Origin of the sequence: Nocardia sp. 852002-20019_SCH5090214 (genome assembly GCF_001665865.1) — a bacterium.
GTDB lineage: Bacteria > Actinomycetota > Actinomycetes > Mycobacteriales > Mycobacteriaceae > Nocardia > Nocardia nova.
In genome coordinates, this window is sequence record NZ_LZMK01000404.1 from 63,744 (window position 1) to 90,152 (window position 26,409).

The 26,409-nt window shown below is 68.8% G+C and carries 24 protein-coding genes and 1 pseudogene; 9 read left to right on the forward strand and 16 right to left on the reverse strand.

The annotated features are described in order from the left end of the window. Positions 1–50 precede the first annotated feature (50 nt). Positions 51–769: pseudogene (locus A5780_RS34065) on the reverse strand (MBL fold metallo-hydrolase). 169 nt (positions 770–938) lie between these two features. On the opposite strand from A5780_RS34065, the gene A5780_RS34070 reads away from it, so the two are divergent. Further along, entirely contained in the window at positions 939–1,637 is a 699-nt protein-coding gene (locus tag A5780_RS34070) for a haloacid dehalogenase type II (RefSeq protein WP_064911100.1), read from the forward strand. Between the two features lie 97 nt (positions 1,638–1,734). Here A5780_RS34070 and A5780_RS34075 read toward each other — a convergent pair whose 3' ends face one another. Beyond that, on the reverse strand, positions 1,735–3,747 hold the full coding sequence (locus A5780_RS34075) for an MFS transporter (RefSeq protein WP_082976878.1): 2,013 nt from the start codon (positions 3,745–3,747) through the stop codon (positions 1,735–1,737). 246 nt (positions 3,748–3,993) lie between these two features. Here A5780_RS34075 and A5780_RS34080 point away from each other — a divergent pair, with 246 nt between their 5' ends. Both A5780_RS34080 and A5780_RS34085 read left to right on the forward strand, forming a co-directional pair. Next, complete coding sequence (locus tag A5780_RS34080) at positions 3,994–4,797, forward strand: ABC transporter ATP-binding protein (RefSeq protein WP_064902662.1); 804 nt, start codon at positions 3,994–3,996, stop codon at positions 4,795–4,797. A 100-nt stretch (positions 4,798–4,897) separates the two neighbouring features. Continuing rightward, entirely contained in the window at positions 4,898–5,311 is a 414-nt protein-coding gene (locus A5780_RS34085; RefSeq protein ID WP_064911101.1) for a DUF3291 domain-containing protein, read from the forward strand. Between the two features lie 40 nt (positions 5,312–5,351). On the opposite strand, the gene A5780_RS34090 is transcribed toward A5780_RS34085, so the two are convergent. After that, positions 5,352–6,821 carry an amino acid permease gene (locus tag A5780_RS34090; protein ID WP_064902663.1) on the reverse strand — a complete coding sequence of 490 codons (1,470 nt, stop codon included), beginning with the start codon at positions 6,819–6,821 and terminating at the stop codon, positions 5,352–5,354. 100 nt (positions 6,822–6,921) lie between these two features. Between A5780_RS34090 and ggt the strand changes: the two genes are divergently transcribed. Next, the gene (gene ggt / locus A5780_RS34095) at positions 6,922–8,865 is read left to right on the forward strand and encodes a gamma-glutamyltransferase (protein ID WP_064911102.1); all 1,944 of its coding nucleotides are present in this window, start codon (positions 6,922–6,924) and stop codon (positions 8,863–8,865) included. 4 nt (positions 8,866–8,869) lie between these two features. On the opposite strand, the gene A5780_RS34100 is transcribed toward ggt, so the two are convergent. The 4 genes from A5780_RS34100 to A5780_RS34115 all read right to left on the reverse strand — a co-directional run bounded on the left by A5780_RS34100 (position 8,870) and on the right by A5780_RS34115 (position 11,838). Further along, positions 8,870–9,373: a PH domain-containing protein gene (locus tag A5780_RS34100; RefSeq protein ID WP_082940439.1), complete on the reverse strand. Its 504-nt coding sequence runs from the start codon at positions 9,371–9,373 to the stop codon at positions 8,870–8,872. A 4-nt stretch (positions 9,374–9,377) separates the two neighbouring features. Beyond that, the gene (ribH, locus tag A5780_RS34105; protein WP_030514014.1) at positions 9,378–9,857 is read right to left on the reverse strand and encodes a 6,7-dimethyl-8-ribityllumazine synthase; all 480 of its coding nucleotides are present in this window, start codon (positions 9,855–9,857) and stop codon (positions 9,378–9,380) included. A 28-nt stretch (positions 9,858–9,885) separates the two neighbouring features. Then, entirely contained in the window at positions 9,886–11,136 is a 1,251-nt protein-coding gene (locus tag A5780_RS34110) for a bifunctional 3,4-dihydroxy-2-butanone-4-phosphate synthase/GTP cyclohydrolase II (protein WP_063013364.1), read from the reverse strand. 81 nt (positions 11,137–11,217) lie between these two features. Next, on the reverse strand, positions 11,218–11,838 hold the full coding sequence (locus A5780_RS34115; protein ID WP_063013367.1) for a riboflavin synthase: 621 nt from the start codon (positions 11,836–11,838) through the stop codon (positions 11,218–11,220). A gap of 490 nt (positions 11,839–12,328) precedes the next feature. Between A5780_RS34115 and A5780_RS34120 the strand changes: the two genes are divergently transcribed. Beyond that, positions 12,329–12,799, forward strand: a complete 471-nt coding sequence (locus A5780_RS34120) for a hypothetical protein (protein WP_030514011.1) — start codon at positions 12,329–12,331, stop codon at positions 12,797–12,799. Here the strand turns inward: A5780_RS34120 and rpe are convergent. Then, positions 12,768–13,433, reverse strand: a complete 666-nt coding sequence (gene rpe / locus A5780_RS34125) for a ribulose-phosphate 3-epimerase (protein WP_064911106.1) — start codon at positions 13,431–13,433, stop codon at positions 12,768–12,770. The two genes, A5780_RS34120 and rpe, sit on opposite strands and share 32 nt — an antisense overlap. 132 nt (positions 13,434–13,565) lie before the next feature. Here rpe and A5780_RS34130 point away from each other — a divergent pair, with 132 nt between their 5' ends. Next, a complete protein-coding gene (locus A5780_RS34130) occupies positions 13,566–13,979 on the forward strand; it encodes an ATP-binding protein (RefSeq protein WP_227462764.1) in 414 nt (137 codons plus the stop codon). Between the two features lie 194 nt (positions 13,980–14,173). Beyond that, complete coding sequence (locus A5780_RS34135) at positions 14,174–14,905, forward strand: RNA polymerase sigma factor SigF (protein WP_063013420.1); 732 nt, start codon at positions 14,174–14,176, stop codon at positions 14,903–14,905. Positions 14,906–14,914: 9 nt separating this feature from the next. Here A5780_RS34135 and A5780_RS34140 read toward each other — a convergent pair whose 3' ends face one another. After that, on the reverse strand, positions 14,915–15,844 hold the full coding sequence (locus A5780_RS34140) for a LysR family transcriptional regulator (RefSeq protein WP_063013369.1): 930 nt from the start codon (positions 15,842–15,844) through the stop codon (positions 14,915–14,917). Between the two features lie 103 nt (positions 15,845–15,947). Between A5780_RS34140 and A5780_RS34145 the strand changes: the two genes are divergently transcribed. Continuing rightward, the gene (locus tag A5780_RS34145; RefSeq protein WP_082976879.1) at positions 15,948–17,153 is read left to right on the forward strand and encodes a YeiH family protein; all 1,206 of its coding nucleotides are present in this window, start codon (positions 15,948–15,950) and stop codon (positions 17,151–17,153) included. 13 nt (positions 17,154–17,166) lie between these two features. Here the strand turns inward: A5780_RS34145 and A5780_RS34150 are convergent, their stop codons facing one another. The 6 genes from A5780_RS34150 to A5780_RS34175 form a co-directional block, all read right to left on the reverse strand. Then, complete coding sequence (locus A5780_RS34150) at positions 17,167–18,498, reverse strand: RsmB/NOP family class I SAM-dependent RNA methyltransferase (RefSeq protein ID WP_030514005.1); 1,332 nt, start codon at positions 18,496–18,498, stop codon at positions 17,167–17,169. Between the two features lie 428 nt (positions 18,499–18,926). Further along, entirely contained in the window at positions 18,927–19,850 is a 924-nt protein-coding gene (gene fmt, locus A5780_RS34155) for a methionyl-tRNA formyltransferase (protein WP_064911103.1), read from the reverse strand. Then, positions 19,851–20,411, reverse strand: a complete 561-nt coding sequence (gene def, locus A5780_RS34160) for a peptide deformylase (protein WP_064911104.1) — start codon at positions 20,409–20,411, stop codon at positions 19,851–19,853. 67 nt (positions 20,412–20,478) lie between these two features. Continuing rightward, the gene (locus A5780_RS34165; RefSeq protein ID WP_082976880.1) at positions 20,479–21,501 is read right to left on the reverse strand and encodes a triacylglycerol lipase; all 1,023 of its coding nucleotides are present in this window, start codon (positions 21,499–21,501) and stop codon (positions 20,479–20,481) included. Positions 21,502–21,556: 55 nt separating this feature from the next. Further along, positions 21,557–22,213, reverse strand: coding sequence for a PadR family transcriptional regulator (locus A5780_RS34170; protein WP_369817501.1), 657 nt, complete (start codon positions 22,211–22,213; stop codon positions 21,557–21,559). A 99-nt stretch (positions 22,214–22,312) separates the two neighbouring features. Beyond that, positions 22,313–22,894: a TetR/AcrR family transcriptional regulator gene (locus A5780_RS34175; protein ID WP_064902667.1), complete on the reverse strand. Its 582-nt coding sequence runs from the start codon at positions 22,892–22,894 to the stop codon at positions 22,313–22,315. A 73-nt stretch (positions 22,895–22,967) separates the two neighbouring features. Here A5780_RS34175 and A5780_RS34180 point away from each other — a divergent pair, with 73 nt between their 5' ends. Next, a complete protein-coding gene (locus A5780_RS34180; RefSeq protein ID WP_063013375.1) occupies positions 22,968–23,807 on the forward strand; it encodes an NAD(P)H-binding protein in 840 nt (279 codons plus the stop codon). A gap of 46 nt (positions 23,808–23,853) precedes the next feature. On the opposite strand, the gene A5780_RS42315 is transcribed toward A5780_RS34180, so the two are convergent. Then, positions 23,854–26,094: a primosomal protein N' gene (locus A5780_RS42315; protein WP_369829568.1), complete on the reverse strand. Its 2,241-nt coding sequence runs from the start codon at positions 26,092–26,094 to the stop codon at positions 23,854–23,856. Positions 26,095–26,409 lie beyond the last annotated feature (315 nt).

Sequence of the window (26,409 nt, forward strand, 5' to 3'; positions counted from 1 at the left end):
CGGTCGCGTACACCCGTGCGCGGCCTTCGGTCGCTCCGATCCGGAACCGATCAGGCTGGAAGCAAGCGTCTCTCGTAATCCGCGGCCAGTGCCCGCAGTGCGGCGGCGCCGTCGCCGGCGAAGCTGGAGCCGTGCATCACCGCCAGCGTCGCCGGATTCAACTCCGCCAGTCGGTACAGGGCGGCCGGGACCGCGGGGCCCAGTGACGTGGCTCGGAAGACGTCCTCGGCGAGTACGGCCGGACCGACCACATCGGATTCGGTGAGCGCGGACCCGTCGCCCACCTGGGTCATGAGATCACCGCAGAACAGCACGCCCGTGGTCTCCTCGTAGAGCACCCGCGACTCCCAGTTGTGCGGTGCGTGCGGAGTGTCGATGTGGCGGACGCGCCGCTCACCCAGTTCGATGACCTCACCGTCGGCCAGCGGGCGCGGCGGCCGGTCGGCCAGATCGTCGATCGACACCTGACAACCGAGAATTCCGTGCGCCACCTGCGCTGCTGCGCGGCGGCCAGGAACAGATTCATCGCCCCGCATTCGTCGGCCTCGACGTGGCCGAAGGTGATCCAGCGCAGCCGTTCCACCGGCACGATCGCAGAGATCTGCTCGCTCACCATCGGGAACAGCGCGCGCATGCCGCAATGGAAAAGCAGCGGCTCCTCGTCGACGATCAGGAATTGGTTGAAGCTGAACCCGGTCGGCCCGACCTCGGGCACGAAGGTGGATATCCGGTAGATCCGATCGGCTATCTCATCGGTACGGGTCTGCATGATCTCGCTCCCATCCGAGGCTCGCGCACCGACGGCACCACTCTCCGCGGCGCGGACCCACGTCTCCGACGTCGACCCCCGGAACAAATGTTATCCAGATCACACTACGAGGGCGATAGCACCGCCCGGCCGCGCGGCTCGCCGGACGACCGCAGCTACCATCGCGATCATGAACGACCGGCCGAAGGCGCTGCTGTTCGACGTGCAGGGCACCGCCACCGATTTTCACTCCACCGTGGTCGCGGCGGCTGCGGCGACGCTCGGGCAGCGCTATCCCGGCCGGGACTGGTCGGCGTTCGTGAACGATTGGCGCGCAGCATATTTCCGCGGCACCGCCGCGGTCGGTGACCACTGGGTGAGTGTCGATTCGATCTATCGCGCGGCACTCGACGAACTCCTCACCGAGCGCGGTATGGATGCGCCCTCCGATGCCCGCGCCGAACTGAATTCCGCCTGGAAGCGCCTGGACCCGTGGCCGGACGCGGTGCCCGGCCTGACCCGGCTGCGACGCCGCTACACCCTCGCGACGTTGTCGAATGCCGACGTCGACGCGGTCGTCGGCATCACCCGGCACTGCGATTTCCCGTGGCACGCCGTGTTCACGGCCGAGATGGCAGGTGCGCACAAACCCGATCCCCGCACCTACCGCATGGCCGCGCACTATCTCGGCGCGCAGCCGGGCGAGATCATGATGGTCGCGAGCCACAAGTACGACATCCGGGCCGCGGCCGCCCTGGGCTTCCGCACCGCCTTCGTCGCGCGGCCGCTCGAGTTCGGCGATCCGGCCCTGGCCGACACCGCGTTCAGCGGCGAATTCGATATCAACGCAACCGATTTCGAGGACCTGGCCGACCAGCTGGGATGCTGAACCGCGGCGATCGAAGCCATCCGTCTGTGCCGTTGGGCGCACTCGAGGTCCGGAACGGGCGGCAGGCGCGTTCCGGACCTCGATTCACGTCGCGGAACTACCCCGCAGGCGCCGGCGCGGCAGGCGGCGCCGCTTCCCCCGCCGCCGATTCCGCTGCAGAGGCCTCCTTCCCGGCCTCGGTTTCCGCCAGCGCCACCAGTTCCTGTCGCACGCGCAGGTCGTGTTCGGCGGCATCGGCGGCGGCCCGCTTCGGACTCCAGCGCCCGGCCATCAGGAAGACGAAGGGCAGGAACAGCACCTGCGCGATCAGGCAGATCCACCACCACTGCCGCCACTGCACCGGCGAGTCGGCGGCCGCCTGCTTCACCTCGGCGCCGTGTTCGGCCACATAGGCCAGATCATCGGCCGGCACGGTGGCCACCGCCTGCAACTGCGCTTGCGCGGTCACGAGTTTCGGGCCGACGGTACTGGCGACCGCGAGCTGATCGCGCGGAATCTGCTGGGTTGCGGTCAGCCGCCCCACCGCTTCGGCGGGGCTGATGCCGAATTTCGCCGCCACCTGACCGACCGCGGCGCCCGCGGCCCGCGCGTCGTTCGGATTCACCGCCAGAGCACCGAGCGTGGCCGGATCCACGGCCTGCAGTGTCGCCAGCTCCTGCGGATAGCGCGCGTTCAACGCGATGGTGGCCTGGATGTCGGCGGGTGACGCGCCGGTCAGCTTGGTCAGCGCGGCCATCTGAGCGGCGGGATCGGCGGGATTGCGACCGAGTTGCGTCATGGTCTCGGCGCCGACGGTCTGGATGGTCGCCAGCTGCGCTCCGTGCTGCGCCTGGATCTCCTGCAATCGCGGACCGTTGTTGACCAGCGGTCCGGCCGCGTCGACCACCATCAGCAGACCGAACAGCGTGAAGGTCACCACCGTGCGCAGCACACCGCCCCACACGGCCAGCCCGACCGCGGTCGCGGCCGGATTGCGGCGCTCCACGGTTTCGGTGAAGCTCGCCATCCAGGTGGCGTAGGCGATGCCGCCGCCGACCGCGATGACCGTCATCACCCCCGCGAACGAGTAGTACCCGGTATCGGGATGATCGGTGTAGCCCAGGAAGACGTACAGCCCCGCGATGCTGATCAGGGCGCCGAGGATCATGAACGGTTTGCGCACCTTGAGGATGTCCGACACGATGCCGGTCACCACCAGCGCCACCGCGTTCGCGATCCAGTACCAGTTACCCAGTGCATTGGCCTGGGCCGGTGTGAAACCGAAGTTGGTCGCCAGATACACCGGCAGGAACGACACGATGGTGTAGAAGAATGCCAGGAAGATGCTGATGGCCAGGGCGGAGCCGACCACGTCGACCCGCATCATCTGCCGCCACTGCCCGCGTTCGAGCGCCTCGACGTCCAGGCCCTTGGCCCGCGCCTCGACCAGCGCCCGATCCCGCAGGCTCACCATCACCTGATCGCGCAGGCGCGGACTCAGTTCGCGCAATCCGATCACCGCGACCACGGCGACCGCACAGCTGATCACACCGCACAGGCGGTAGTGGAACTGCCAGTCCGGATGACTGTCGAGGGTGCGGGCGGTGATCTCGCTGGTGACGAGTGCGCCGATCACCGGCCCCAGGGTCCAGAATCCCATCGCCGAGGCACGGCCCAGCTGCGGTGAGAAGTCCCGGATCAACGCGGGGGTGGCCACCAGCACCGCGCCTTCGACCACGCTCACCACGCAGTAGACGACGAGATAGGCCATCTTCGTGGTCGTCGCCGGAAGCGCGAACAGGGTGAGCAGCGAACAGATCACCACCCCGTAGGCCACGATATTGGCTCGTCCCCAGCGGTCGAGCAGGCCCGCCGCCACCGAGGCCGCGGCGCCGAAGGCCGCGCCGATGATGAAGATCCACACGAAATAGGCGAACGAGAGGTGGAAGTACGCGATCAGCTGATTGCCGACCGCGCCCGCGACGAAGAGCTGGTAGTACAGCACGATCGAGGTGATCACCACGAGCGTCAGGTACCAGGAGCGGGCGGGAGTGTCGGGATAGTGCGGTAGTTTTCGCCGCCACAATCCGGTGAGCAGGGTGGGAGCGGCTGCTGTCGAGGTCGAGCTCATGGTCGAGATGCCTTTCTGGCCACGGCATCTCGTCGCGGGATGATCTCTTGTGATTCCGCACGAGCACCGGGTGGGAAAAGGGTAGCGGCCAATCGTGATCCACATCACTTTTCCGGCAACTCGATCGAACCGACCGACCCGATTGTGGGCACAAACCGACCGGTCGACGGTTGCCCGATATTCGCGGCGTTTCGTGTGCGCTTCGCGACCTATCAGCTTGTCTGAGGAGTTTGCTACCGTGGGCACATGGTCGACTCCCCCATCCTGCAGGTGGACGCCGTAGATTTCGTGCGCAACCGCAATCCGATCCTGTCCGCGGTGTCGCTCACCGTGCGCGCCGGCGAGCATTGGGCACTGCTGGGCCCCAACGGCGCCGGCAAGACGACGCTGCTGAAGATGCTGGGGGCGTTCGAACACCCCACCCACGGCAGTGTGCACGTCCTGGGCCATCGGCTGGGGCGGGTGGATATGCGCGAATTGCGTACCGCCATCGGCCATGTCGACCCCCGGCACAATCCGCCCTACCCGCTCACCGCGCACGAGGTGGTCGTGACCGGCCTGACCAATACCGCCGACATCAAGCAGCGCTGGTCACCGACGCCGGAACAGGAGGCCGAGGCGGATCGGCTCATCGAACTGATGGGACTGACCCATCGCCGCGACGCTCGCTGGCCCACGCTGTCCCAAGGCGAGCGCGGCCGCGCGCTCATCGCCCGGGCGCTGATCGCCGAACCGCGGCTGCTCCTGCTCGACGAACCGGCCACCGGACTCGACGTCGGCGGCCGGGAACAGCTCATCGACCGCATCGATCTGCTGCAGGCCACCCATCCCGAACTGGCGTCGGTTCTGGTCACCCATCACCTCGAGGAGTTGCCCCCGGCCACCACCCACGTGCTGTTGCTGCGTGCGGGACGCTGCGTCGCGAGCGGACCGGTGGACGAGGTGCTGACCAGCAGCAATATCAGCACCTGTTTCGACCATCCCATCCGGCTGACCCGCACCGAGGACGGCCGCTGGCATGTGCGTGCGGAGCGCAGCGTGCGCGCCTGAGCCGGATCACCTCGCAATCTTGTCATTGACAAGATTGCGTGGGCGTGCGATGTTGGGCAGGCGACAGCACCACACTCCGACTCGTCGAAAGTTCACCGCCATGCCCACACTGCCCTGGGTCACTGTCGAGCGGCCCACCACCGATACCGTCCAGATCATGGCCTCGCGGCTCGAAGTCCGGTCACTGCGGCACGTCCCCGGATTTCTCGCGACCTCGATCGTGCTGCGGCGCCAGGCCCGCCGCTCCCCCGGCGCACTCGGCATCGCCCTGAAGGCCGATCTCACCCGCCGCACGTTCTGGACTCTGTCGGCCTGGACGGACCAGGCGGCGATCAGCGCCTACGCCCGGACCGATCCGCACGCCTCGGCCATCGTGCGCGCCCGCACGGTGATGCGCGAATCGACGTTCGTCTTCTGGTCCGTCCCGGCCGCCGACCTGCCGATCGAATGGCCCGAGGCGCAGCGCCGCATCGCCGAGGAGCGCGAAAAGCGAAGCAGCACAACCTCGTTGTGACCGTACGGGCCTCGGATCGGCGGCACGGTCCGAGGGCCGGTCAGTCGTCGACGGGGACCGATTCCGAGCGCTTGGCCGGCTGCTCGTCCTCGGGCGGTTCCCGCAGCCGCGCCACCTCCAGTACTCGCGAGCGGGCGGCGAACCAGCCGATGATCAGCGCCGGGATCAGGATCACCAGACTCGCCACCGTCCAGGTGCCGACGGGGTGGTCGAAGGCCATCAGCACCAGCATCGCGGCCAGGAACACCAGGGTCGCGATGCCGGTATAGGGGGCGCCGAACATGCGGAACGCGGGCCGTTCCAGCTCACCGCGCCGCCAGCGCCGGTACAGCGCCAGCTGGCACAGCACGATCGTCGCCCACGAGGACAGGATGCCCAGCGACGCGATGTTGAGCACGATCTCGAACGCGCGCGCCGGCACGATGTAGTTGAGCCAGATGCCGACCAGGGCGATCAGACTGGTCAGCACGATGCCGCCGTAGGGCACACCGCGGCTGTTCATCCGCGCGGTGAAACGCGGGGCGCTGCCGTTGACCGCCATCGAGCGCAGAATGCGTCCGGTCGAATACAGACCCGCGTTGAGACTCGAGAAGGCCGCGGTGAGCACGACCAGGTTCATCACCGAACCGGCATGCGGCACACCCAGTTTGGTGAAGAAGGTGACGAACGGGCTCTCGTCGGCGTGGTAGGCGGTGTAGGGCAGCAGCAGCGCCAGCAGGATCAGCGAGCCGACATAGAACACCGCGATACGCAGGATCACCGAGTTGATGGCGCGCGGCATGATCTGCTGCGGATTCTCGGTCTCCCCCGCCGCGGTGCCGACCATTTCCACCGCGGCATAGGCGAACACCACGCCCGAGGCGACCGTCACCAGCGGCAGCACCCCGGTCGGGAACCAGCCACCGGAGTGCGCGACCAATCCGAGACCCGTCGCGGCCCCGTCGACCCGGAATCGCCCGCCGAGGAAGACGATACCGATGATCAGGAACGACACCAGGGCGACGACCTTGATCAGCGCCGCCCAGAACTCGAGTTCACCGAACCATTTGACCGAGATCAGGTTCACGCTCAGCACCAGGCACAACGCGATCAGCGCCAGCACCCACTGCGGGATCGCGCCGAACGCGCCCCAGTAGTGCAGATAGGTGGCGATCGCGGTGGTGTCGACGATGCCGGTCATCGACCAGTTCAGGAAATAGGTCCAGCCGGCGACGAAAGCCGCCTTCTCCCCGTAGAACTCGCGCGCATAGGAGACGAACGACCCCGACGAGGGCCGGTGCAGGACCAATTCGCCCAGCGCCCGCAGGATGAAGAAGACGAAGACACCGCATACCGCGTACACGAGAAACAGTCCCGGCCCCGCATGGGCCAGCCGTCCGCCGGCGCCGAGGAACAGGCCGGTGCCGATGGCGCCACCGATCGCGATCATCTGCAACTGCCGCGGCTTGAGGCTCTTGTGATAGCCACTGTCCTCCGCGGACAGGTGCGTCTGTGCTGGTGTCTCGCTCATCGGTCGGGTGATCCCTTGGTCGAGGTCGGGGCGGCTCGACGTTACCCGGTATGGGAACGACACCCCGCGTGGTGGGGCCGACGCGGGCTAAAGTGCCTGCATGAGGCGCACGCGAGCGATTCTGGGCGGCGCGAGCGTCGTCCTGCTGCTGATCACCGGGCTGCTCACGGGCTGCTCGTCCACCACCTCCGAGGCCGGCCGAAGCTGCGTCGAGGGTCCGGCCGGCACCCCGATCACCGCGGTGGCGGGACCCGCGGCGGGGGCGACGAATCTGGCCACCAATCCCGAGATCGCCACCGGCTATCGCAGCGGTATGACCCCGGTGCGCACGCACACCTTCGCGGTCTCCACCGCGAACCCGCTGGCTACCCACGCCGCCTGCGAGGTCCTGGCCGACGGCGGCACCGCGGCCGATGCGCTGATCGCCGCGCAGACAGTCCTGGGATTGGTCGAACCCCAGGCCTCCGGCATCGGCGGCGGCGCGTTCCTGCTCTACTACGACGCCGCGTCCGGATCGGTCGACGCCTACGACGGGCGCGAGGTCGCGCCCGCCGCCGCGACCGAGAACTATCTGCGCTGGATCAGCGACACCGATCATTCGGTGCCGCAACCGAATACGCGCGCCAGCGGACGGTCGATCGGCGTGCCGGGTGTGCTGCGACTGCTCGAGGCGGCCCATCGCGACCACGGCAAGCAGTCCTGGCGCGATTTGTTCGATCCGGCGATCTCGCTGGCGGACAACGGTTTCGACATCAGCGCCCGGATGGCGAGCCAGATCGCGCAGTCTGCCCCGGACCTCGCCCGGGACGCGAATGCCAGGCAGTACTTCCTGCAGCCCGACGGCTCCCCCAAACCGCGAGGCTTCCACCTCGCCAATCCGGCCATGGCGAAGACGTTGAGCGCCATCGCCTCCGACGGTCCCGACGCCTTCTACACCGGCGCGGTCGCCCGCGACATCGTCGATGCCACCGCGACCACCAGCGGTGACCGTACCCCGGGGCAGATCTCGCTCGATGATCTCGCCCGTTATCAGGCGAAGAAACGCACCGCCCTGTGCACCGACTACCGCACCCACCGGATCTGCGGGATGCCCAATCCGTCCTCGGGCGGCATCACCGTCGCCGCGACCCTCGGGATTCTGGAGAACTTCGATCTCGCCGGCCTGCCCCCGGACCGTCTCGACCGCAACGGCGGTACCCCGAAAGCCGAAGCGGTGCATCTGATCTCGGAGGCCGAGCGGCTGGCCTATGCCGACCGCGACAAGTACATCGCCGACCCCGATTTCGTCCCAATGCCCGGCGGCTCACCCGCCGCGCTGGTGAACAAGGACTATCTGAAGCAGCGGGCCGCCCTCATCGATCCGAACCATGCCATGGGCACCGCGAAGCCCGGTGACTTCGGTCCGGTCCCGCTCGGCACCGGCGTGCAGCAACCCGAACACGGCACCAGCCACATCTCCGTCGTGGACCGGTACGGCAACGCCGCCACCATGACCACCACCGTCGAATCGGCGTTCGGATCGTTCCATCTGGTCGACGGATTCGTGCTGAACAATCAGCTCACCGACTTCAGCGCCGAACCCGCCGATGCAACCGGTACGCCGCTGGCCAACCGGGTACAGCCGGGGAAGCGACCGCGCAGTTCGATGAGTCCCACGCTGGTGTTCGATCGGGCGCCGGACGGGTCACGCGGACAGCTGGTGGACGTGACCGGTTCGCCCGGCGGTTCGGTGATCATCCAGTTCGTCGTGAAAGCGCTGGTGGGACTTCTGGATTGGCAGCTGGACCCGCAGCAGGCGGTATCCCAGGTGGCCTTCGGCGCGGCGAACACACCGGTGACCGGCGTCGGCGGGGAACATCCCGCGATCGACGCCACCGACAACGGCGCCCACGACCCGCTGGTGCAGAAGCTGCGCGAGATGGGGCATCAGGTCTCGGTCGACCCGCAGTCCAGCGGCCTCAGCGCTCTGCAGCGCGAGAACGGCGGCTGGATCGGCGGGGCCGATCCGCGGCGGGAGGGCATCGTCCTGGGCGATACCCGCTGACGGCTCAGTCCTGCTGTGCGGCGGTGTATTTCGCGCCGAGTTCGCGGAAGCGGTCCATCGCGCGGGCGGCGTGATCCTTGTCGTTGACGCGGATCGCCAGCATCGGCACGTATTCGTCGCCGGCCAATTCCAGCCGTGCCCAGGCCTTCTTGTCCGGAATCGCGACGCCGCGAATATCGGCCCAGCGGAACTCGTTGTCGCCCAGGATGTTGCGGACCACCACGCCCTGCGGCCCGACGCGCACCCGCGGCCGGGTCAGCAGCAGCACGGCACCGGCCAGCAACAGCCCGAAGCAGATGATGGCGACCTGGTCGGCCCCGCGGAAGTTCACGCCGGTCGCCGAATTACTCGACAGCACCCCGGCCAGGACGAACAACACCGCGATCACCGCCGCCACGATGCGCGCGGTGCGCACCGCCCGTCGCGGGCGCACCTCGAGATCCCACTGCGGCGCCTCCGCCGCCGGGGGCTGGGGACCGCGTTTGAACAGGCGAACGACCGGCGGCATCGGCTCAGACTTCCCGGCGCAGCGCGCGCAGGGTCAGCGCCGCGTCCAATGCCGCCGCACCCGCCTGCTCGCCCTTGTTCTCGGCCGAATCCGGCAGGCCCGCACGGTCGAGGGCCTGCTCCTCGGTGTTCACCGTGAGCACTCCGTTGGTGACCGGTGTGCCCTCGTCCAGCGACACTCGCGTCAAACCGGCGGTGACCGCATCGCAGACGTATTCGAAATGCGGTGTCTCGCCGCGGATCACGACGCCCAGCGCCACGACCGCGTCGTGCGTGCGGGCCAGCGCCTGCGCGACTACCGGCAACTCCATCGCCCCGGCACAGCGCACCACGGTGATCTGCTCGACGCCCGCTTCCCGGGCCACCCGCTCGGCGTTGGCAAGCAACGTGTCGCAGATGGTGGTGTGCCAGCGCGAGGCGACGATGCCGACCGTCAGCTCCTTCGCGTCCGCCAGCGCGAACTCCGGTACGCCCGTACCGCTCATCGACCGATACCCCTTCTTCGAATTCCGACTACTGTGCGGTCTCGCCGAGATCCAGGTCGTCCAAGCCGACCAGGTCGTGGCCCATCCGGTCGCGCTTGGTACGCAGATACCGCAGATTCTCGGCATTGGCGCGCACCGGCATCGGCACCCGCTCGGTGATGCTCAAGCCGTAGCCGTCCAGACCGACCCGCTTGGCCGGATTGTTGGTGAGCAGACGCATCGACTTGATCCCGAGATCGACCAGGATCTGCGCGCCCGTGCCGTAGTCGCGGGCATCGGCGGGCAGGCCGAGTTCGATATTCGCGTCCACGGTGTCGTGGCCGGAATCCTGCAGCTGATAGGCCTGCAGCTTGTGCATCAGGCCGATGCCGCGGCCCTCGTGCCCGCGCATGTAGAGCACCACACCGCGCCCCTCGGCGGCGACCATCTCCATCGCCGCGTCCAGCTGCGGGCCGCAGTCACAGCGCAGCGAGCCGAAAACGTCACCGGTCAGGCATTCCGAGTGCACACGCACCAGAACATCGTCACCGGCGTCGACGCTCAGATCGCCGCGCACCAGCGCCACATGCTCGACATCGTCGTAGATGCTCTTGTAGCCGACGGCCTTGAACTCGCCGTACTTGGTGGGGATGCGCGCCTCGGCGATCCGCTCCACCTGCTTCTCGTGCTTGCGGCGCCACGCGATCATATCGGCGATCGAGATCAGCGCGAGCTCGTGCTCGTCGGCGAAGATCCGCAACTCTTCGGTGCGGGCCATATCGCCCTCGTTCTTCTGGCTGACGATCTCGCAGATCACACCCGCCGGACTCAGACCGGCCATCCGGGCCAGGTCCACGGCCGCCTCGGTGTGGCCCGGGCGGCGCAGCACTCCGCCATCCTTGGCGCGCAGCGGCACGACGTGGCCCGGCCGGGTGAACTCGTCGGCGCGCGAGGCCGGATCGGCCAGCAGGCGCATGGTCGTCGCGCGGTCGGCGGCGGAGATGCCGGTACTGATGCCTTCTCGCGCGTCCACCGAGACCGTGTACGCGGTGCCGTGCTTGTCCTGGTTCATCGAGTACATGGGCGGCAGGCCCAGCCGATCGCAGTCCGCACCGGTCAACGGCACACAGATGTAGCCGGAGGTGTATCGGATCATGAAAGCCACCAGCTCGGGGGTCGCCTTCTCCGCGGCGAAGATGAGGTCGCCCTCGTTCTCCCGGCCCTCGTCGTCGACGACGACTACCGCCTTACCGGCGGCGAGATCGGCGACTGCGCGCTCGATGGTGTCGAACCTGGTCACGTCTGCTGTGCTCCACTTCGGAATAGGTGCGACTCGAGCCTACTGGGTCGGGTCGCCGATACGACGTCGCGGTTGCTCCGGCTAGCCACGCTGCTGGAGTCGCTCGACGTATTTGGCGATGACGTCGACCTCCAGATTCACGGTGGTGCCGGCGGGCGCGGACCCGAGGGTGGTGAGTTCGCGGGTGGTGGGAATCAGCGAGACCTCGAACCAGTCGCGGTGCCCGGGCTCTCCGGCGTCGTCCACGCCGAGTCCCGAGACGGTCAGCGAGATGCCGTCGACGGTGATCGACCCCTTCTCGACCACATAGCGAGCGAGGTTGTCGGGCAACGAGATTCGCACCACCTCCCAGTTGTCGGAGGGTGTGCGCGACAGGATGACCCCGGTGCCGTCGACGTGCCCCTGCACGATGTGGCCACCGAGCCGGCTGTTCACCGCCGCGGCGCGCTCCAGGTTCACCTTCGAGCCGATGTCGAGTTTGCCGATGCCGGAACGATTGAGCGTCTCACCCATCACATCGGTGGTGAAGCTGTCACCGTCGACCACGTCGACCACGGTCAGGCAGACACCGTTGACCGCGATGGAGTCACCGTGGCGGGCATCGGAGGTGACGGTCGCGCCGCGAATGGTGAGCCTGGCCGCGTCCGCGGACCGCTCGGCGGCGACGATCTCGCCCAGCTCCTCGACGATGCCTGTGAACATCCGTATCTCCTGTCAGCCCGGCGCCCACCGCGTCGGGGCGTCCGCTAGCGCAAACGGTGCCGGCGGCCCGGGGTATTCCCCCGTGGGCCGCAGTGTCATCAGCGTAACGACGCGCTGTAGCAGAGCACATCCGGCCGTCCCACCGACCGGTCGCGTCCGGGCATTCGAGACTTTCGGACCGGAAATATGCACTGAACCGGACGCCGTCTCGGCGGCGCGCCGAGCGGGCCGATCGGCGTCCCCGCGATTCGGGGGTACACCGGATACCGAAGAGGAATTGTCGGCAATTTCCGGAGAAATGGAATTCGATTCACGTTTTCACCGGTCGGATATCCGGCTTCTACCGGCCCGGATCGCGGCCGAATTCGATTTGTTACCCACGTGACTGCGAATTCAACCCCGGCGCTTGCACCAAGGCGAATTCGGTAGCAATATTGTTATGCAGTTGATTCCAACAGTTCATTGGACAACAACCTCATGGGGGTGTGGCGTGACCACAGTGATCGATACGTCTCTCACGGATCGTTGCGAGCGGTATCGCCGCATTTTTCATCTCCCCGCGACGGTGGACGACGCGGCCCGGCACATCGTTCTCGAAGTCGGGCAGCAATTCGGTGCGGTCACCATGCCGGCCGATCTGGGTGAGCGGGTCTTGCGCCAGCTCACCCAGTCCGGACTCGTCACTCCCGTGGTTCACCATCCGCGCGCGCGGCGCTGGACCTTCATCACCGGCCCGTCGTGCTCCGCCGGCGTCAGCACATCCGTTGCGGCCGAACTGTTCCGGCTGTACACGACCGTCGCGTGCACGGGCAGCCACGTGGTGCTGCCCTCGGCCGAGGACGAACGGACAGGCTATCGAATCTGGGTGCAGACGCCCGACCATCTCGACGCGGTCGTCCCCATGGCCGCGGTCGTGGAGGCCGCGCGGCTCAGCGCCGTGCCGCCTGCTCCGTCGCGATGACCTTCTCGCGCAAGGCTTCCACGGTCGCGGCCGGATCGTCCGTGCCGTAGACCGCGGAACCGGCGACGAAGCAGTCCACCCCGGCCTCCGCGGCGGCTTCGATGGTGTCCATATTGATGCCACCGTCGATTTCGACGACCAGACGCAATTCGCCGCTGTCGACGAGCCGGCGAACCGCGCGCGCCTTCTCCAGCACGTGCGGAATGAACGACTGCCCGCCGAATCCGGGCTCGACGCTCATCACCAGCAGGGTGTCGAAGTCGCGGAGAATTTCCAGATACGGCTCGATGGGTGTGTTCGGTTTCACCGACAATCCGGCCTTCGCGCCGGCGGCGTGGATATCGCGAGCCACCGCGACCGGATCGTCGGTCGCCTCGGCGTGGAAGGTCACGTTGTAGGCACCGGCCTCCGCGTACGGGGGCGCCCAGCGGGCCGGGTCCTCGATCATCAGATGGCAGTCCAGCGGGATGTCGGTGGTCTTCAGCAGACTCTGCACCACGGGCAGACCCAGGGTCAGGTTCGGTACGAAGTGGTTGTCCATCACATCGACGTGCAGCCAGTCCGCTCCCTCGACGGCGCGTACCTCCTCCGCCAGATGAGCGAAATCAGCGGACAGGATGGACGGTGCGATCATCGGCGACGGCCGGTGAAAGTGGGAATTCGAGGTGGACACAGCGCGTGAGTGTACTGGGTCGATCACACCGGTTTTCGGCACTGTCGACGATTGCGCGACGCGAAGTTGGGTAGCCTTCGTAGGGTGATCAACATGTCGGCTGAAGAGGGACTGCGCAGCACACCCGTCGAAATCGGAGTAGCGGCCACGGTGTCGCAACTGCCCATCGTGCGCGGATTGGCCGAAACACTGGTCCTGCTCAGCGATTTCACACTCGACGAGGTCGCCGACATCCGGCTGGCCGTCGACGAGGCGTGCTCGACGCTGATCGAACTCGCCGTCCCCGGCAGCACCCTGCAGTGCCGCTTCACCGTTGGCGACACCGATCTCCTCGTCCGGGTGGCCGGAATCGCGGCCACCTCGAAACTGCCCGACCAGCGCAGCTTCGGCTGGCATGTACTGCGGACCCTCACCGATGGGATCGAGGTCGCGCAGGAACCCTTCGATTCGGCGATTTCCGGATACCCGACGGTGGTGGAATTTCGCCGGGTCCGGGGGAAGGCGTAGTGGCCGAGCACGACAGCGTGTTCGAGGCCGACGACGCCGAGGACACCGCGGGTACGGCCGCGAGCGGATCCCCTGACGACACCGGCGCCGAGGACGGCGATGGCCGTGCGCACGGCGGCGAGAACACCCCGGACGACGACGAAGACGGCGACGAGGTCGCCGAGGTCACCGGTTCGGTCTCCGGCTACGACGATGTGAATTTGCTGTTCCAGGCACTGTCGGAGGCCGGTGAGGACCGCCGCGCCGAATTGCGCGACGAGTTGATCAACCGCTGTATTCCGTTGGCGGACCACATCGCCCGCAAATTCAGCGGTCGCGGCGAGCCGTTCGACGATCTGACGCAGGTGGCCCGCGTCGGGCTGGTCCACGCGGTCGATCGGTTCGACGTCTCGCGGGGCTCGAACTTCCTGTCCTTCGCGGTGCCCACCATCATGGGCGAGGTGCGGCGCTACTTCCGCGACAACACCTGGGCGATGCGGGTGCCGCGGCGGGTCAAGGAGACCCATCTGCGCATCGGCTCCGCGATCGATTCGCTTTCGCAGTCGCTGGGCCGCTCTCCGACCGCCAAAGAGATCGCCGCCGAACTCGACATCCATCCCGACGAGGTGACCCAGGCCGTCATCGCGGGCAACGCGTATCAGCCCAGTTCCATCGACGCGGTATCGGTGGGCCGCGATACCGAGGCCTCGCTGCTGGACACTCTCGGCGAAGAGGAGTCGCAGTTCGACCGAGTCGAGGAGTACGTGGCGATCCGGCCGCTGCTCGCGGGCCTGCCCGAACGCGAACGGCGCATTCTCACCATGCGGTTCTTCGAATCGATGACGCAGACCCAGATCGCGCAGCGGATGGGGATATCGCAGATGCACGTATCCCGGATTCTGGCGAAAACGCTTGCGCGGCTGCGGGAGCAGAGCGCCCGCGAGTGAGGCCGGCGGTTACGCCGGAGCGGACGCTCGCGGTGGCGCGGCGCGCTGGGCGTGCACGATGGCCGACACCAGTTGCCCGGCCGGGCCGCCGAGTTTGCGCGGTGGACGCCACACCGCGCGCAGGGTGCGCCGCAGGTCCAGGCCCTCGACGGCGACGGCGCGCAGTTCGCCGCGCTCGAGCTGATCGCCGACCGCGAGGGTGCTGAGGACCGCGGGTCCCACGCCGCCGAGCACGCTGGTGCGGATGGCCGCGGCGCTGCCGAGCTCCAGAAGCGGTTCGGCACGCGGATATTCGGCCAATGCGACATCGAGCGTGCTGCGGGTACCGGAACCGGGTTCACGTACGACCAGCGGTGTCGCGGCCAGTTCGGCGACGGTGAGCGGGATGCGGCGCCGCGCCCACGGATGCCCGGGATCGACCACGACGAGCAGACGATCGTGCGCCACGGTCACATGCGGCAATCCCTCGGGCACGGCCGGCGATTCGACGAATCCCAGATCGCATTCCCCCGCCACCAGCCGATCGCACACTTGTCGCGAATTATGCACCTGGAGATGGACTTTCACATCCGGATGGCCGCGGCGGAACGCGCCGAGCCACCCCGGCAGCAGACATTCCGCGACCGTCATGCTGGCAGCGACGGTGAGTTCGGCCTCCTGATCGGTGCGCAGCGCGGCGGCGGCATCGAGTAGCCGGTCCACATCCGCCAGCACCTCGCGCGCCCAGTGCACGACGACGGTCCCCGCCGGAGTGAGCGTGGAGCCGCGCGGTGAGCGCCGCAGCAGGGCGAGGCCCAGCCGATGCTCCCACTGCCGCACCGCGCGGCTGGCGTTCGGTTGTGCCATGCCGATCGAGCGTGCGGCGGCGCCGAGACTGCCGTGGTCGTCGATGGCGACCAGCAGCTCCAGGAAACCCAGGTCGGGGCGGATATCGGCCATACCGTAATCATATGCATCGGACACAGCCCATATCACCATGATATGAGTCCGATGCCGTTTCGGCCGCTACCGGACCGCACCGATTCGCGAGACCGTTGTCGTCATGACAAGTCTGGATTCCTCGCGAGCGGCCGGGTCCGCCGACGAAGCGCCTGGTAGCACCGGTCCCGGCGCGCCGGACCGAACCGGAGATACCGACCGCGCGGCCGGTCCGCAGCGCGGCATCGAATCCTCCGGCACGCAGACCTCGGCCCGCACGTCACGACGCCGCCGGCGAGCGTGGCTCGGACCGACCGGATTCGCGGGGCGAGCCCAGCGGCCGGGTGCGCCGGCCGGGGCCGGCATCGTCCCCGGATTGGCCCTGACCGTCGCGATCACAGCTCTCGTGCTGGGCATCGCCCAGTTCACGCCGACGGTCAGTCCGCTACTGCTCGCCATCGTGGTCGGGGCGGTCCTCGCCAATTGCGTTCCCTTGCCGCAGCGGGTGCAGCCGGGGTTGCAGTTCTCGGCGAAGCGGCTGCTGCGTATCGGCGTCGCGCTGCTCGGTCTGCAGCTGACCTTCGCCGACATCCTCGGGCTCGGGCCCGCGGTGATCGCGGTGGTCGTCGCGATCGTCGCCCTCGGAATCGGCGGCACGATGTTCATGGGCCGGCTGCTGGGTCTGAGCTGGACGCAGCGACTGCTGATCGCGTGCGGATTCTCCATCTGCGGTGCGGCCGCCGCGGCGGCGGTGGACGGCGTGGTCGACGCCGAGGACGAGGAAGTGCTCACCGCGATCGCCCTCGTGGTCGTTTTCGGCACGATCATGATCGGCGCGCTGCCCCTGCTGTCGAGCGTGCTGGGCCTCGACGATCGCACCGCCGGGATCTGGGCCGGAGGCGCCGTGCACGAGGTGGCACAGGTCGTCGCGACCGGAGGCGCCATCGGCGGTGCCGCACTGACCGTCGCGGTCGTGGTGAAACTCGCGCGCGTGGTGTTGCTGGCACCGGTACTGGCGGTGATCGGCTGGCAGGTCCGGCGGCGCGAGGACGCCGCGCCCGGCACCCGCAGGCCGCCCCTGATTCCGCTGTTCGTCGTGGCCTTCCTGGCCTGCGCCGCACTGCGCACCACCGGGCTCCTGCCGGAATCGGCACTCGCCACGGCCAAACTGCTTCAGACCGCTCTGCTCACCGCCGCCATGTTCGCCCTCGGCGCGGGCGTACGCCTGGCCGCCCTGCGCCGAGTCGGGCCACGCCCGCTGATCCTGGCGCTCCTGTCGACCGTCTGGGTGGCCGGCGTCGCCCTCGCCGGTGCGGTTCTCGCGGGCTGAGCGGCCCGCGGTGTCAGAGCGGTTTGCGCAGCGCGGCCATGAACATGGCGTCGGTGCCGTGGCGGTGCGGCCAGAGCTGGACGGCGGGACCGTCGCCGATATCGGTGACGCCCGGCAGCAGCGTTCGGGTGTCGAGTTGTTCGGCGTTCGAGCGGCGGACGAAATCGGAGACGACGGAGACGGTTTCGGGCAGGTGCGGGGAACAGGTGGAATACACCACCACACCGCCCGGGCGCAGCAGATCCCATGCGGCGGTGAGCAATTGGCTCTGCAGGGTGGTCAGGTCGCGCACATCGGCCGGGGTGCGCCGCCACCTCGCCTCCGGTCGTCTGCGCAGCGCGCCCAGTCCGGTGCACGGTGCGTCGACCAGGATGCGGTCGTAGCCGGGTTCCAGCCCGGAGTCGCGGCCGTCGACCACATGGACGGTGACCGGCAGGCCGCGAGTCGCCTTGCGCACCAGATCGGCTCGGTGTTCGGCGGGTTCGACGGCATCCACCCGATACCGATCGATATCGGCCAGGGCGCCGAGCAGCGCGGTCTTACCGCCCGGGCCGGCGCACAGATCGAGCCAGCGCCCGCCGTCCTCGCCCAGCAGCGGCGCCCGGGTCAGCGACAATGCGACGAGCTGGCTGCCCTCGTCCTGCACGGCGGCCATTCCCTCGCGCACCGCTTCCAGCTGCCCCGGATCGCCACTGTCCAGGTACACCGCATACGGTGACCAACGCCCTTCCTCACCGCCACTGACCAGGGCCAATTCCTCGGCGGTGATATCGCCGGGCCGTGCCACCAGGTGGACGATCGGCCGCTGGTCGTCGGCGGCGAGCAGATCGCGCAGCTCCCCCGCCCGCGCACCGAGCGCGTCGGCGAAGGCCTGCGCGATCCAGACCGGATGCCCGAATTCGAATGCCATGCGGCCGATCGGATCCGCGGGCGCCAGATCCTCGACCCACTGCTCCGGTGTCCGCGCCGCGGCCCGGCGCAGCACCGCGTTCACGAAACCGGCTTTACCGCTGCCGGATTCGGTACGCACCAGATCGACCGACGTATCCACCGCGGCGTGTGATCCCACTCGGGTCCGCAGCAGTTGATAGACGCCCAAGCGCAGGACGTCGAGCAGCGGGCCGTCGATCTCGGTGATGGGACGTCCCGCGCAGTCGGCGATCACGGCGTCGAGGACCCCCATCGCCCGGCAGGATCCGTAGGCGAGCTCGGTCGCGAAAGCCGCATCGCGCCCGGACAATCCGTATTCCCGCAGCAGGACGGGCAGCACGAGATTCGCGTAGGCGTCACGCTCGCGAACCGCCCGGAGCACGTCCCGGGCGACGAGCCGGGGAGCGTCACCCACCACACCACGGCGTCCTCGAGTCCGGGCTGCGGAGCCACCGGTCCGGCGCGCGGAACCGGAGCCGGCTTCTGGTCGCGACGACTTCTGCTGCCCCGCAGCGGATTTCCTTGCCGATCTCTTCTCGGAGGCCCGTTTCGACGCATCACCGCCGGTCCTTCCGGGGGCGGCACCGTGGGCTCGTCCGGATCCGGCGTCGGCGCGCCCGGCATCGCGAGCACCATTCGCGCCGGAGCGGCGGCCGCGGTCGTCCGACGAATCGCGCCCCTCGCCCCGACGAGCCCGAGGGGCGTCACCGCCATGGCTGCCCGAACTTCTCCCCGCGTCGCCGTGCTGCCGAGAGCCGTTGTCCGCCCGGCCTTTTCCTCGGCGCGCATCGTCGGCCGTCCGGCCGTCGCGGTCGGGTCGTTCGCCTCCTCGACGTGGGCCGGTCACTCGACCACCGCGCCGGGCTGCAGGCGGGCACCGCGGGCCCAGTCCAGGGCCGGCATCATCCGCTTGCCCTGGGGTTGAACCTGATCCAAGCGCACGGCCGTGGTGGCGGTGCCGATGTAGACACCGGATTTGCGCACCTCGATCACCCGCTCGGGCAGTTGGTCCTCGACCAGTTCGACCGGCCCGAGTTTCAGTCGCTTACCGTCGATCTGGGTCCACGCGCCCGGCGCCGGCGTAACGGCGCGAATCCGGCGGCCGACCGCCAGCGCCGGTTGATCCCAGCGGATGTGGCCTTCGTCGGCCTCTACCTTGGGCGCATAGGAAATGCCCTCACCGGATTGCGGCACGGCCTGTACGGTGCCGTCCTCGATGCCGTCGAGGGTGGATTCGAGCAGCTGCGCACCGGAGATCGACAGGCGCTCCAACAGGGATCCGGCGGTGTCGGTGATGCCGATGCGTTCGGTGACCACGCCGTAGACCGGCCCCGTGTCCAAGCCCTCCTCGATACGGAAGGTCGAGGCGCCGGTGATTTCGTCGCCGGCCAGGACCGCCGCCTGCACCGGCGCCGCGCCACGCCACGCGGGCAGCAGCGAGAAGTGCAGATTGACCCAGCCGTGCCGCGGGATGTCGAGCACCCCCCGCGGCAGCAACGCGCCGTACGCGACCACCGGACAGCAGTCGGGCGACAGATCCGTCAGTGCCGCAACGAATTCCGGCTCCGAGGGTTTGCGCGGGGTCAGCACCGGAATGCCGTATTCGTCGGCCAGCCGCCCGATCGGCGAGCGCGTGACCTTGCGACCGCGCCCGGCCACCGCATCCGGCCTCGTCACCACCGCCACCACCTCGTGGCGCTCGGATTCGATGAGCCGCCGCAGGGACGGAACGGCCGGTTCGGGAGTCCCCGCGAACACCAGGCGCATCTACTCGCCCCGCCCGGACTCGGGACGGCTGCCGGCGACCTCGGCCGCCGACATCACCGTCTTACCGGCGGCGAACCACTCCGATTCCCGCACCGCGCGCATGGCCTGTTTGCGGGTGGCCGGTTCCAGCCGCTGCAGATACAGCACGCCGTCGAGATGATCGGTTTCGTGCTGCACGCAGCGCGCGAGCAGCCCCTCGGCCTCGAATTTCACCGGCTCACCATGCCTGTCGAGCCCGTGCGCCACCACGCGGTGGGCACGGGTCACGTCGTAGCGCAGCCCCGGAATCGACAGGCAGCCCTCCGGTCCGGTCTGCTCGTCGGTCCCGAGGACCTCGAAGACCGGATTCACCACGTGTCCGGCGGCATCGCCGGTGTCGTAGACGAACACCCGCAGGCCGACCCCGATCTGCGGGGCGGCCATGCCGACTCCGCGACTGGCGTGCATGGTGTCGGTGAGGTCGGTGACCAGCTGCTCGAGTTCCCTGTCGAAGGCGTCGACCTCGTCCGCGCGGGCGCGCAGGACGGGATCGCCGAACAGGCGAACGGGCTGGATTGTCACAGGCACACTCCCGGGCGAGACGACATTGCGGTCGCCCCATTTTACGGGCGGCCGGAAATCCGTTTCGTCAGGAATGCGCGCCCAGGATCACCTCACCGATTCCGGTGCCCAGCGGCACGTAGGCGCAGTGCGGCAGCGGTGCTTGCTCGGGGGCGAGCAGAGTGAGCAGGAGTTGCTGGACGAACGGGTCGTACACCATGTGGAAATGCCCGGTCAGGTCGATCGGGCACAGATCCTGGAGCACGATGTTGCGCGCACCCGGACCGGTCAGGGCGATATTGGTGTAGGGCTGGATCATCTCGTCGACACGGCTGCCGACCGTGGTGTACCGCACACCGGGGACCGTGTCGCCGCCCGCGTTGAGTTCGCGCATGAACGGCGAGCCCTGGGCCTGCTGAACGGCGGCGAGCGAGGTGACCTGCCGATAGGCGTTCCACAGATTCGGCACGGCATCGGCGAGCGGAACCAGCCCGTACATCTGGCCGCCGTAGCTGGGCGAGGCGAGCCCGATCCACTGATCGACCTCGGGAGCCCCGCCGAGCTTGTCGATGTAGTACCGAGTGATGTTGGCGCCCTGGGAAAATCCGACCAGGTCGACCTTGTCTGCGCCGGTGGCCGACAGGACCCGGTCGACGAAGGCGCCGAACTGTCGCGATGATGCCCACAGATCCTCGGTGCCGTAACTGGTCGCATCCGGTTTGCCCCCGTAGTCCGGGGCGAAGACGCAGAAGCCCGCGGTGACGAGTTGCGGGCCGATACCGCCCCAGTCGGTATAGGCGGTGGCGTCGGTCCCGTGGGCCAGGATGACCGGGCGCGGATGCCGGGCGCTGGGCCGGCAGCTGAAATCGTTGGTGCCCCACGGCGTTGCGCCGGGGTGCGCTTTCAGATAGCGCGAGGCGGTGAGATGGTTGCCCTGCGGTGGTCCCCATTCGGTCGGGACCACCACCGGGCGGGTGTCCGGCGGCGGCGATGCGGGAGGTTCGGCCCAGGCATTCGCGCTGCCGCCGAACACCGCCCCGCACGTCGCCACCGCCGCGAACGCCCTACGCCAGGCGAGGCCCCCGTCTCGATGTTTCCGACCTCGTCCCATATTCCGATTGTGCGCCGTCCGGACCGGTACATGCGACGGGCCAACGGTATTCGTCTCACTCGGCCGCGGTGGTGTCGTCGTCGGCGAGGATCCGGTAGATCGAGCGCCGGGCCTCGGTAAGGACCTCGGCCGCCTTACCGGCCTGTTCCGGAGTGCCGGCGCGGGCGACCTGCCCGACCGCACCCATCAGCTGGCCGACCAGTTCGCGCAGGTCCAGCGCCTGGTCGCCGACGCCCTCGCGGACGTCCTGCCAGGGATCGCCCAGTTCGTCGCGATGTTCGGTGACGTACTCGGCGCCCGCGTCGGTGAGTTTGGCGGTTTTGCGACCGGCCACCTTCTCGATGATCACCAGGCCCTCGTCCTCGAGCTGGGACAGTGCCGGGTAGATCGAGCCGGGGCTGGGCCGCCAGATGTCGTCGCTGCGCTCGCGGATCTGCTGGATCAGCTCGTAGCCGTGCATCGGACGTTCCTGCACCAGCAGCAGAATCGCCGCGCGGACATCTCCGCGCCGTCCGCGTCCACCACGGCCGCGACCGCGACCGACATGGCCGCCCGGACCGAATCCGGGTCCGAAATCCGGACCGAACGGCCCGAAGCCGTGTCCGCGCGGATGGCGACGGAACTGTTCGTGTCCGCCGCGTTCCTGCGGGTCCGGCCGGGGTCCGCGACGGCGGCCGCGGCCGAACCTGTCCATGTTCTCCATGCGTTCCATGATTGCCTCCTCGGGCATCGTCTTACGTTGACGCAATCAACGATATATCGGCAATGCATCTTTGACAAGTATGGAACGCGCCACAGCGCGTGCTGTGGCTCAGGCGGCGAGCGAACCGATCCAGCGCTCCAGCCGGTCACCCTCCGCGCGCATCAGCTCCGGATCACGAAAAGTGTTGGTGAGCAAGGAGATTCCTTGATAGGAGGCGATCAGCGCGACGGCCAGTTCGCGCGCATCGGCGCGGCCCATCTGCTCGAATTGCCGCTGCACCCAGTCCAGCAGGACGCCCATCACCTCGGCCAGCTCACGCTCCAGACCGTCGGAGCGTTTGTCGAGTTCGGCGGCCAGAGTGCCGGACGGACATCCGTATCGGGCCGCGACATCGCGCTGGTCGACCCAGGACCGGATCAACGCCCGCAGCCGATCGGCCGGCCGGGCTTCCCGGTCGAGTTCGGCAAGGAAGCCCTCCAGGCTGTGGGCGTGAGCCCCGATTGCCGCCTGGATCAGCTGATCCTTGGTCTTGAAGTAGTAGTACACATTGCCGACCGGCACCTCGGCAGCCCGGGCGATGTCGGCGATCGTCGTCTTCTCGACCCCCTGCCGGTGGAAGACCTCGGCGGCCGCGGCGGCGAGCCGTTCCCGCTTACCGCCGGACCGCTTGCTGTCGAGCGAGTTAGTCATACAACTGACTATAGACACATCGAAGCTCATGCCGTACGGTCCTGTTAGTCAGTCAACTAACTCAGGAGCGAAGATGATTGTGGTAACCGGAGCGACCGGCAACGTCGGACGACCGTTGGTGCGGATGCTCGCCGAAGCCGGCGAGAAGGTGACTGCCGTATCCCGCCGCCGTCCCGACGACCTCCCCCACGGCGTGCGGCACGTTGCGGCCGATCTGACGAATACGGGCGAGGTCGCGGCGGCCCTCGATGGCGCGGAACAGCTGTTCCTGCTACTCGCGCCGGGATCGCTGGCCGCAGATGTGCCGGGAGTGCTGACCGCGGCACGCGATGCGGGTGTGCGGCGAATCGTCCTGTTGTCGTCACAGGGCGTCGGAACCCGGCCCGACAGCGCCTCGCACGGACAGTTCGGAAAGCAGGTCGAAGTTGCCGTCCAGAACTCGGGACTGGAATGGACCATATTGCGGCCGAGCGGTTTTCAATCGAACGTAGCGATGTGGGCGGACGCGGTACGCACGCAGCGGACGGTCACCGCGCCGTTCGGTGATGTCGCGATCCCCTTCGTGGACCCCGACGATATCGCCGCCGTGGCCGCCACCGCCCTGCGCGAGGCCGGTCACACCGGACGGACCTACGTGCTCACCGGTCCCGCGCCCGAATCTCCGCGCGATCGGGCGCGGGCCCTGGCCGAAACGCTCGGCGAGCCGGTGCGTTTCGTCGAGCAGACAGCCGAGCAGGCGCGCGCGCAACTGCTCACCGTGATGCCCGCCGACGCCGCCGACACGACCCTGGCGATCATCGGTGCGCCGACGCCCGAGGAATTGCGGGTCAGCGACGATGTCGAGGCGGTCCTCGGCCGTGCACCGCGACCCTTCTCGGCGTGGGCACGACGCAATATCGACATGTTCCGCTGAACATCACCCCGTGCCCCTGGCCCGGCACGCCGAATTCGCTTGTGCGTCAGCCGATGTCGACCGGATCGATCTGTACCCGCAACGGACCGTCCGAGCGATGACTGCTGCGCACTGCGAGGGCGCCGGCCAGCGAGCGCGACAACGCCGAGCCCGCTCGCCGGTCGACCCGGAGAATCATCCGTTCGACCTCGGCGGGCGCCGCATCGCCGGAGAACGGCGTGCGGGCGCCGGGCGGCAGCGGCACCGGGCCCAGCACCTCGACACCGTCCGGTAGTGCCGTCTCACCGAGGAGTTCGCCGATGGTGGCGGTCGTGCCGTCGACGGCGGCCAGGCGCACCGCGGGCGGGAAGCGAACCTCGGTGCGAGCGGCGAGTTCGTGGCGGGCGTGGCCGATCGGATCCCAGCGCACCAGTGCCTGCACGGTCGGCAGCGACGGTTCGGCCATCACGAGCACCTCACCCGCGGGGCGGACCAGGGCGGCGGCCGACATCCAGCGCCGCAGCGCGTCCTCGGCGGCACGCAGGTCCGCGCGGCCGAGCAGCGCCCAGCCGTCGAGCAGCAGCGCCACCGCGTACCCACCCGGCACGTCGGGTTCGGCTCCGATGGTCGCGACCACCACCTGGGGGCCCTCCGGGACCGAATCCAGCACGGCGGCGCCGCCGGAACCCCGGATCGGCACCCCGGGAAAGGCACGGCCCAATTCCTCCGCGGTGCGCTGGGCGCCGATCACCACCGCCCGCAGTACCCGGGAACCGCACGCGCCGCACCGGAAGGCCGGTTCCACCTTGCCGCACCAGCGACAGCTCGGGCTCTGGGCGATATCGCCGGAACCCTTGCTGCCCAAGGGAACTGCCGCGGGTCGGCGTTCGCCCGCGGCCGTGTCCGAGCGTGCGGGCTCCGGATGCCGCGGGCCGGTATGTTCCGCTCGATGATCCTCGACGGATGTCTCGCCGGCTCGGCCGGCCGCCGTCGCATCATCGGCCGACCGCGTCGATCCACGCCGGGACTGTGCCCCGGCCCGGGAATCGACGGCCCGCCGGGCGTCTCGCCTGCCCCAGGTACCGCTCTCCGGCAGCGAGAGCGGGCCGTTGCAGTGCCGGCAGCGGGCCGGGGTGCGGCATGTCGCGCACGCCAGCGCCGGAACGTATCCGCGCCGTGGGACCTGCACCAGCACCGGGTCACCGGCTGCCAAGGCCCGGCGCGCCGCGGCGAAGGCGGTGCCGGGGATGCGGATCGCGCGCGCCATCGGATCGCGCTCCAAGGCGATATCGCTGTCGCCCGGCGCATGGATTCGAGGAGTGCCGGCGCGCAACGTCTTCCGATCGGCGATCAGGTCGTGCGCCCATCCGGATTCGACGATGGCCTGCGCCTCCGCGGTCCGCGCGAACCCGGCCACCACGAAGGCCGCGCCGGTGTCGTGGGCACGCAGCATCGCGACCTCGCGGGCGTGCGGATAAGGTGCGCGCGGTTCGGCATAGGTGTCGTCGCCGTCGTCCCACACCACGATCAAGCCCAGTTCCCGCGCCGGCGCGAAAACCGCACTGCGCGTTCCGACCACGACCCGTGCGGTGCCACGCAGCACCGCGAGCCAGCGCCGGTACCGGGCCGCGGGCCCCAGTCCGGCCGACAGGCCCACCACCGAATCCCCTATCAGGGCAGCACATTCCGCGACGACCCGGTCCAGATCGCGTTGATCCGGAACCATCACGATCGCACTGCGCCCGCTCGCGACCGTGGTGGCCGCCAATTCCGCGAGCCGGCGCGGCCACTGCTCCCCGGGCATCGCCTGCCAGGCCGCGCGCGGGCCGCTGCCCCGGCGCAGCGCGGACAGGAACGAACCGCCGTGCACGTAGTGCGACCAGGCCGGGAAATCGAGCGGAATCTCGGGCAGATCAACGGATTTCGGTTCGGCCGCCTCGGTGCGCGCATGCCGCGGCGGAATCGCCAGCCGCAGCACATCGGCCCGCGTTCCGGCGTAGCGGGCGGCCACGGCCGATACCAGGCGAACGATCTCCGGGGTGAGGACGCGCTCGCCGGACACCACCCGCTGCAGCGGCTGAATCTTTCCGGAATGTTCGGTGCGCGCGAGCCTTTCGAGGATGTATCCGTCGACCAGGCGGCCGGAGAATCGCACCCGCACGCGTACCCCGGGCTGGGCGAGCTCATCCATCTCCGGCGGCACCGAGTAGTCGAAATCGCGGTCCAGATGGGCGGGTTCGAGCAACGGCAGCACCCGGGCGATCGGTTTGTCGAGCCGGGTTTCACCGGCCCCCTTCGCCGAGGTCAGCGGATCCGCGTCGTCCACCGCGTCCGAACCCTGTTCGCCGAGCGACGCCGGCTCCGCTGTGTCGTGTTCGGAATGCGGCGATAACTCCTTCACCGCAACGGATTCCGGGTCCGGGAGTGATTCACGGGCCACGTCGGGAGTGTTCTCTTCCGGCGATATATCCGGAACCTCGGGGATGTCGGAGGATGGCGGCGCCGCGGACGACGAGCCGGGCATGCAAACGGCGCCCTCCGTCGGAACGGAGGGCGCCGTCGGTGCTACCGCTTCAGCCACGGCAGGCGCGGACCCGGTCAGAGACCGGCGGCCGCGCGCAGC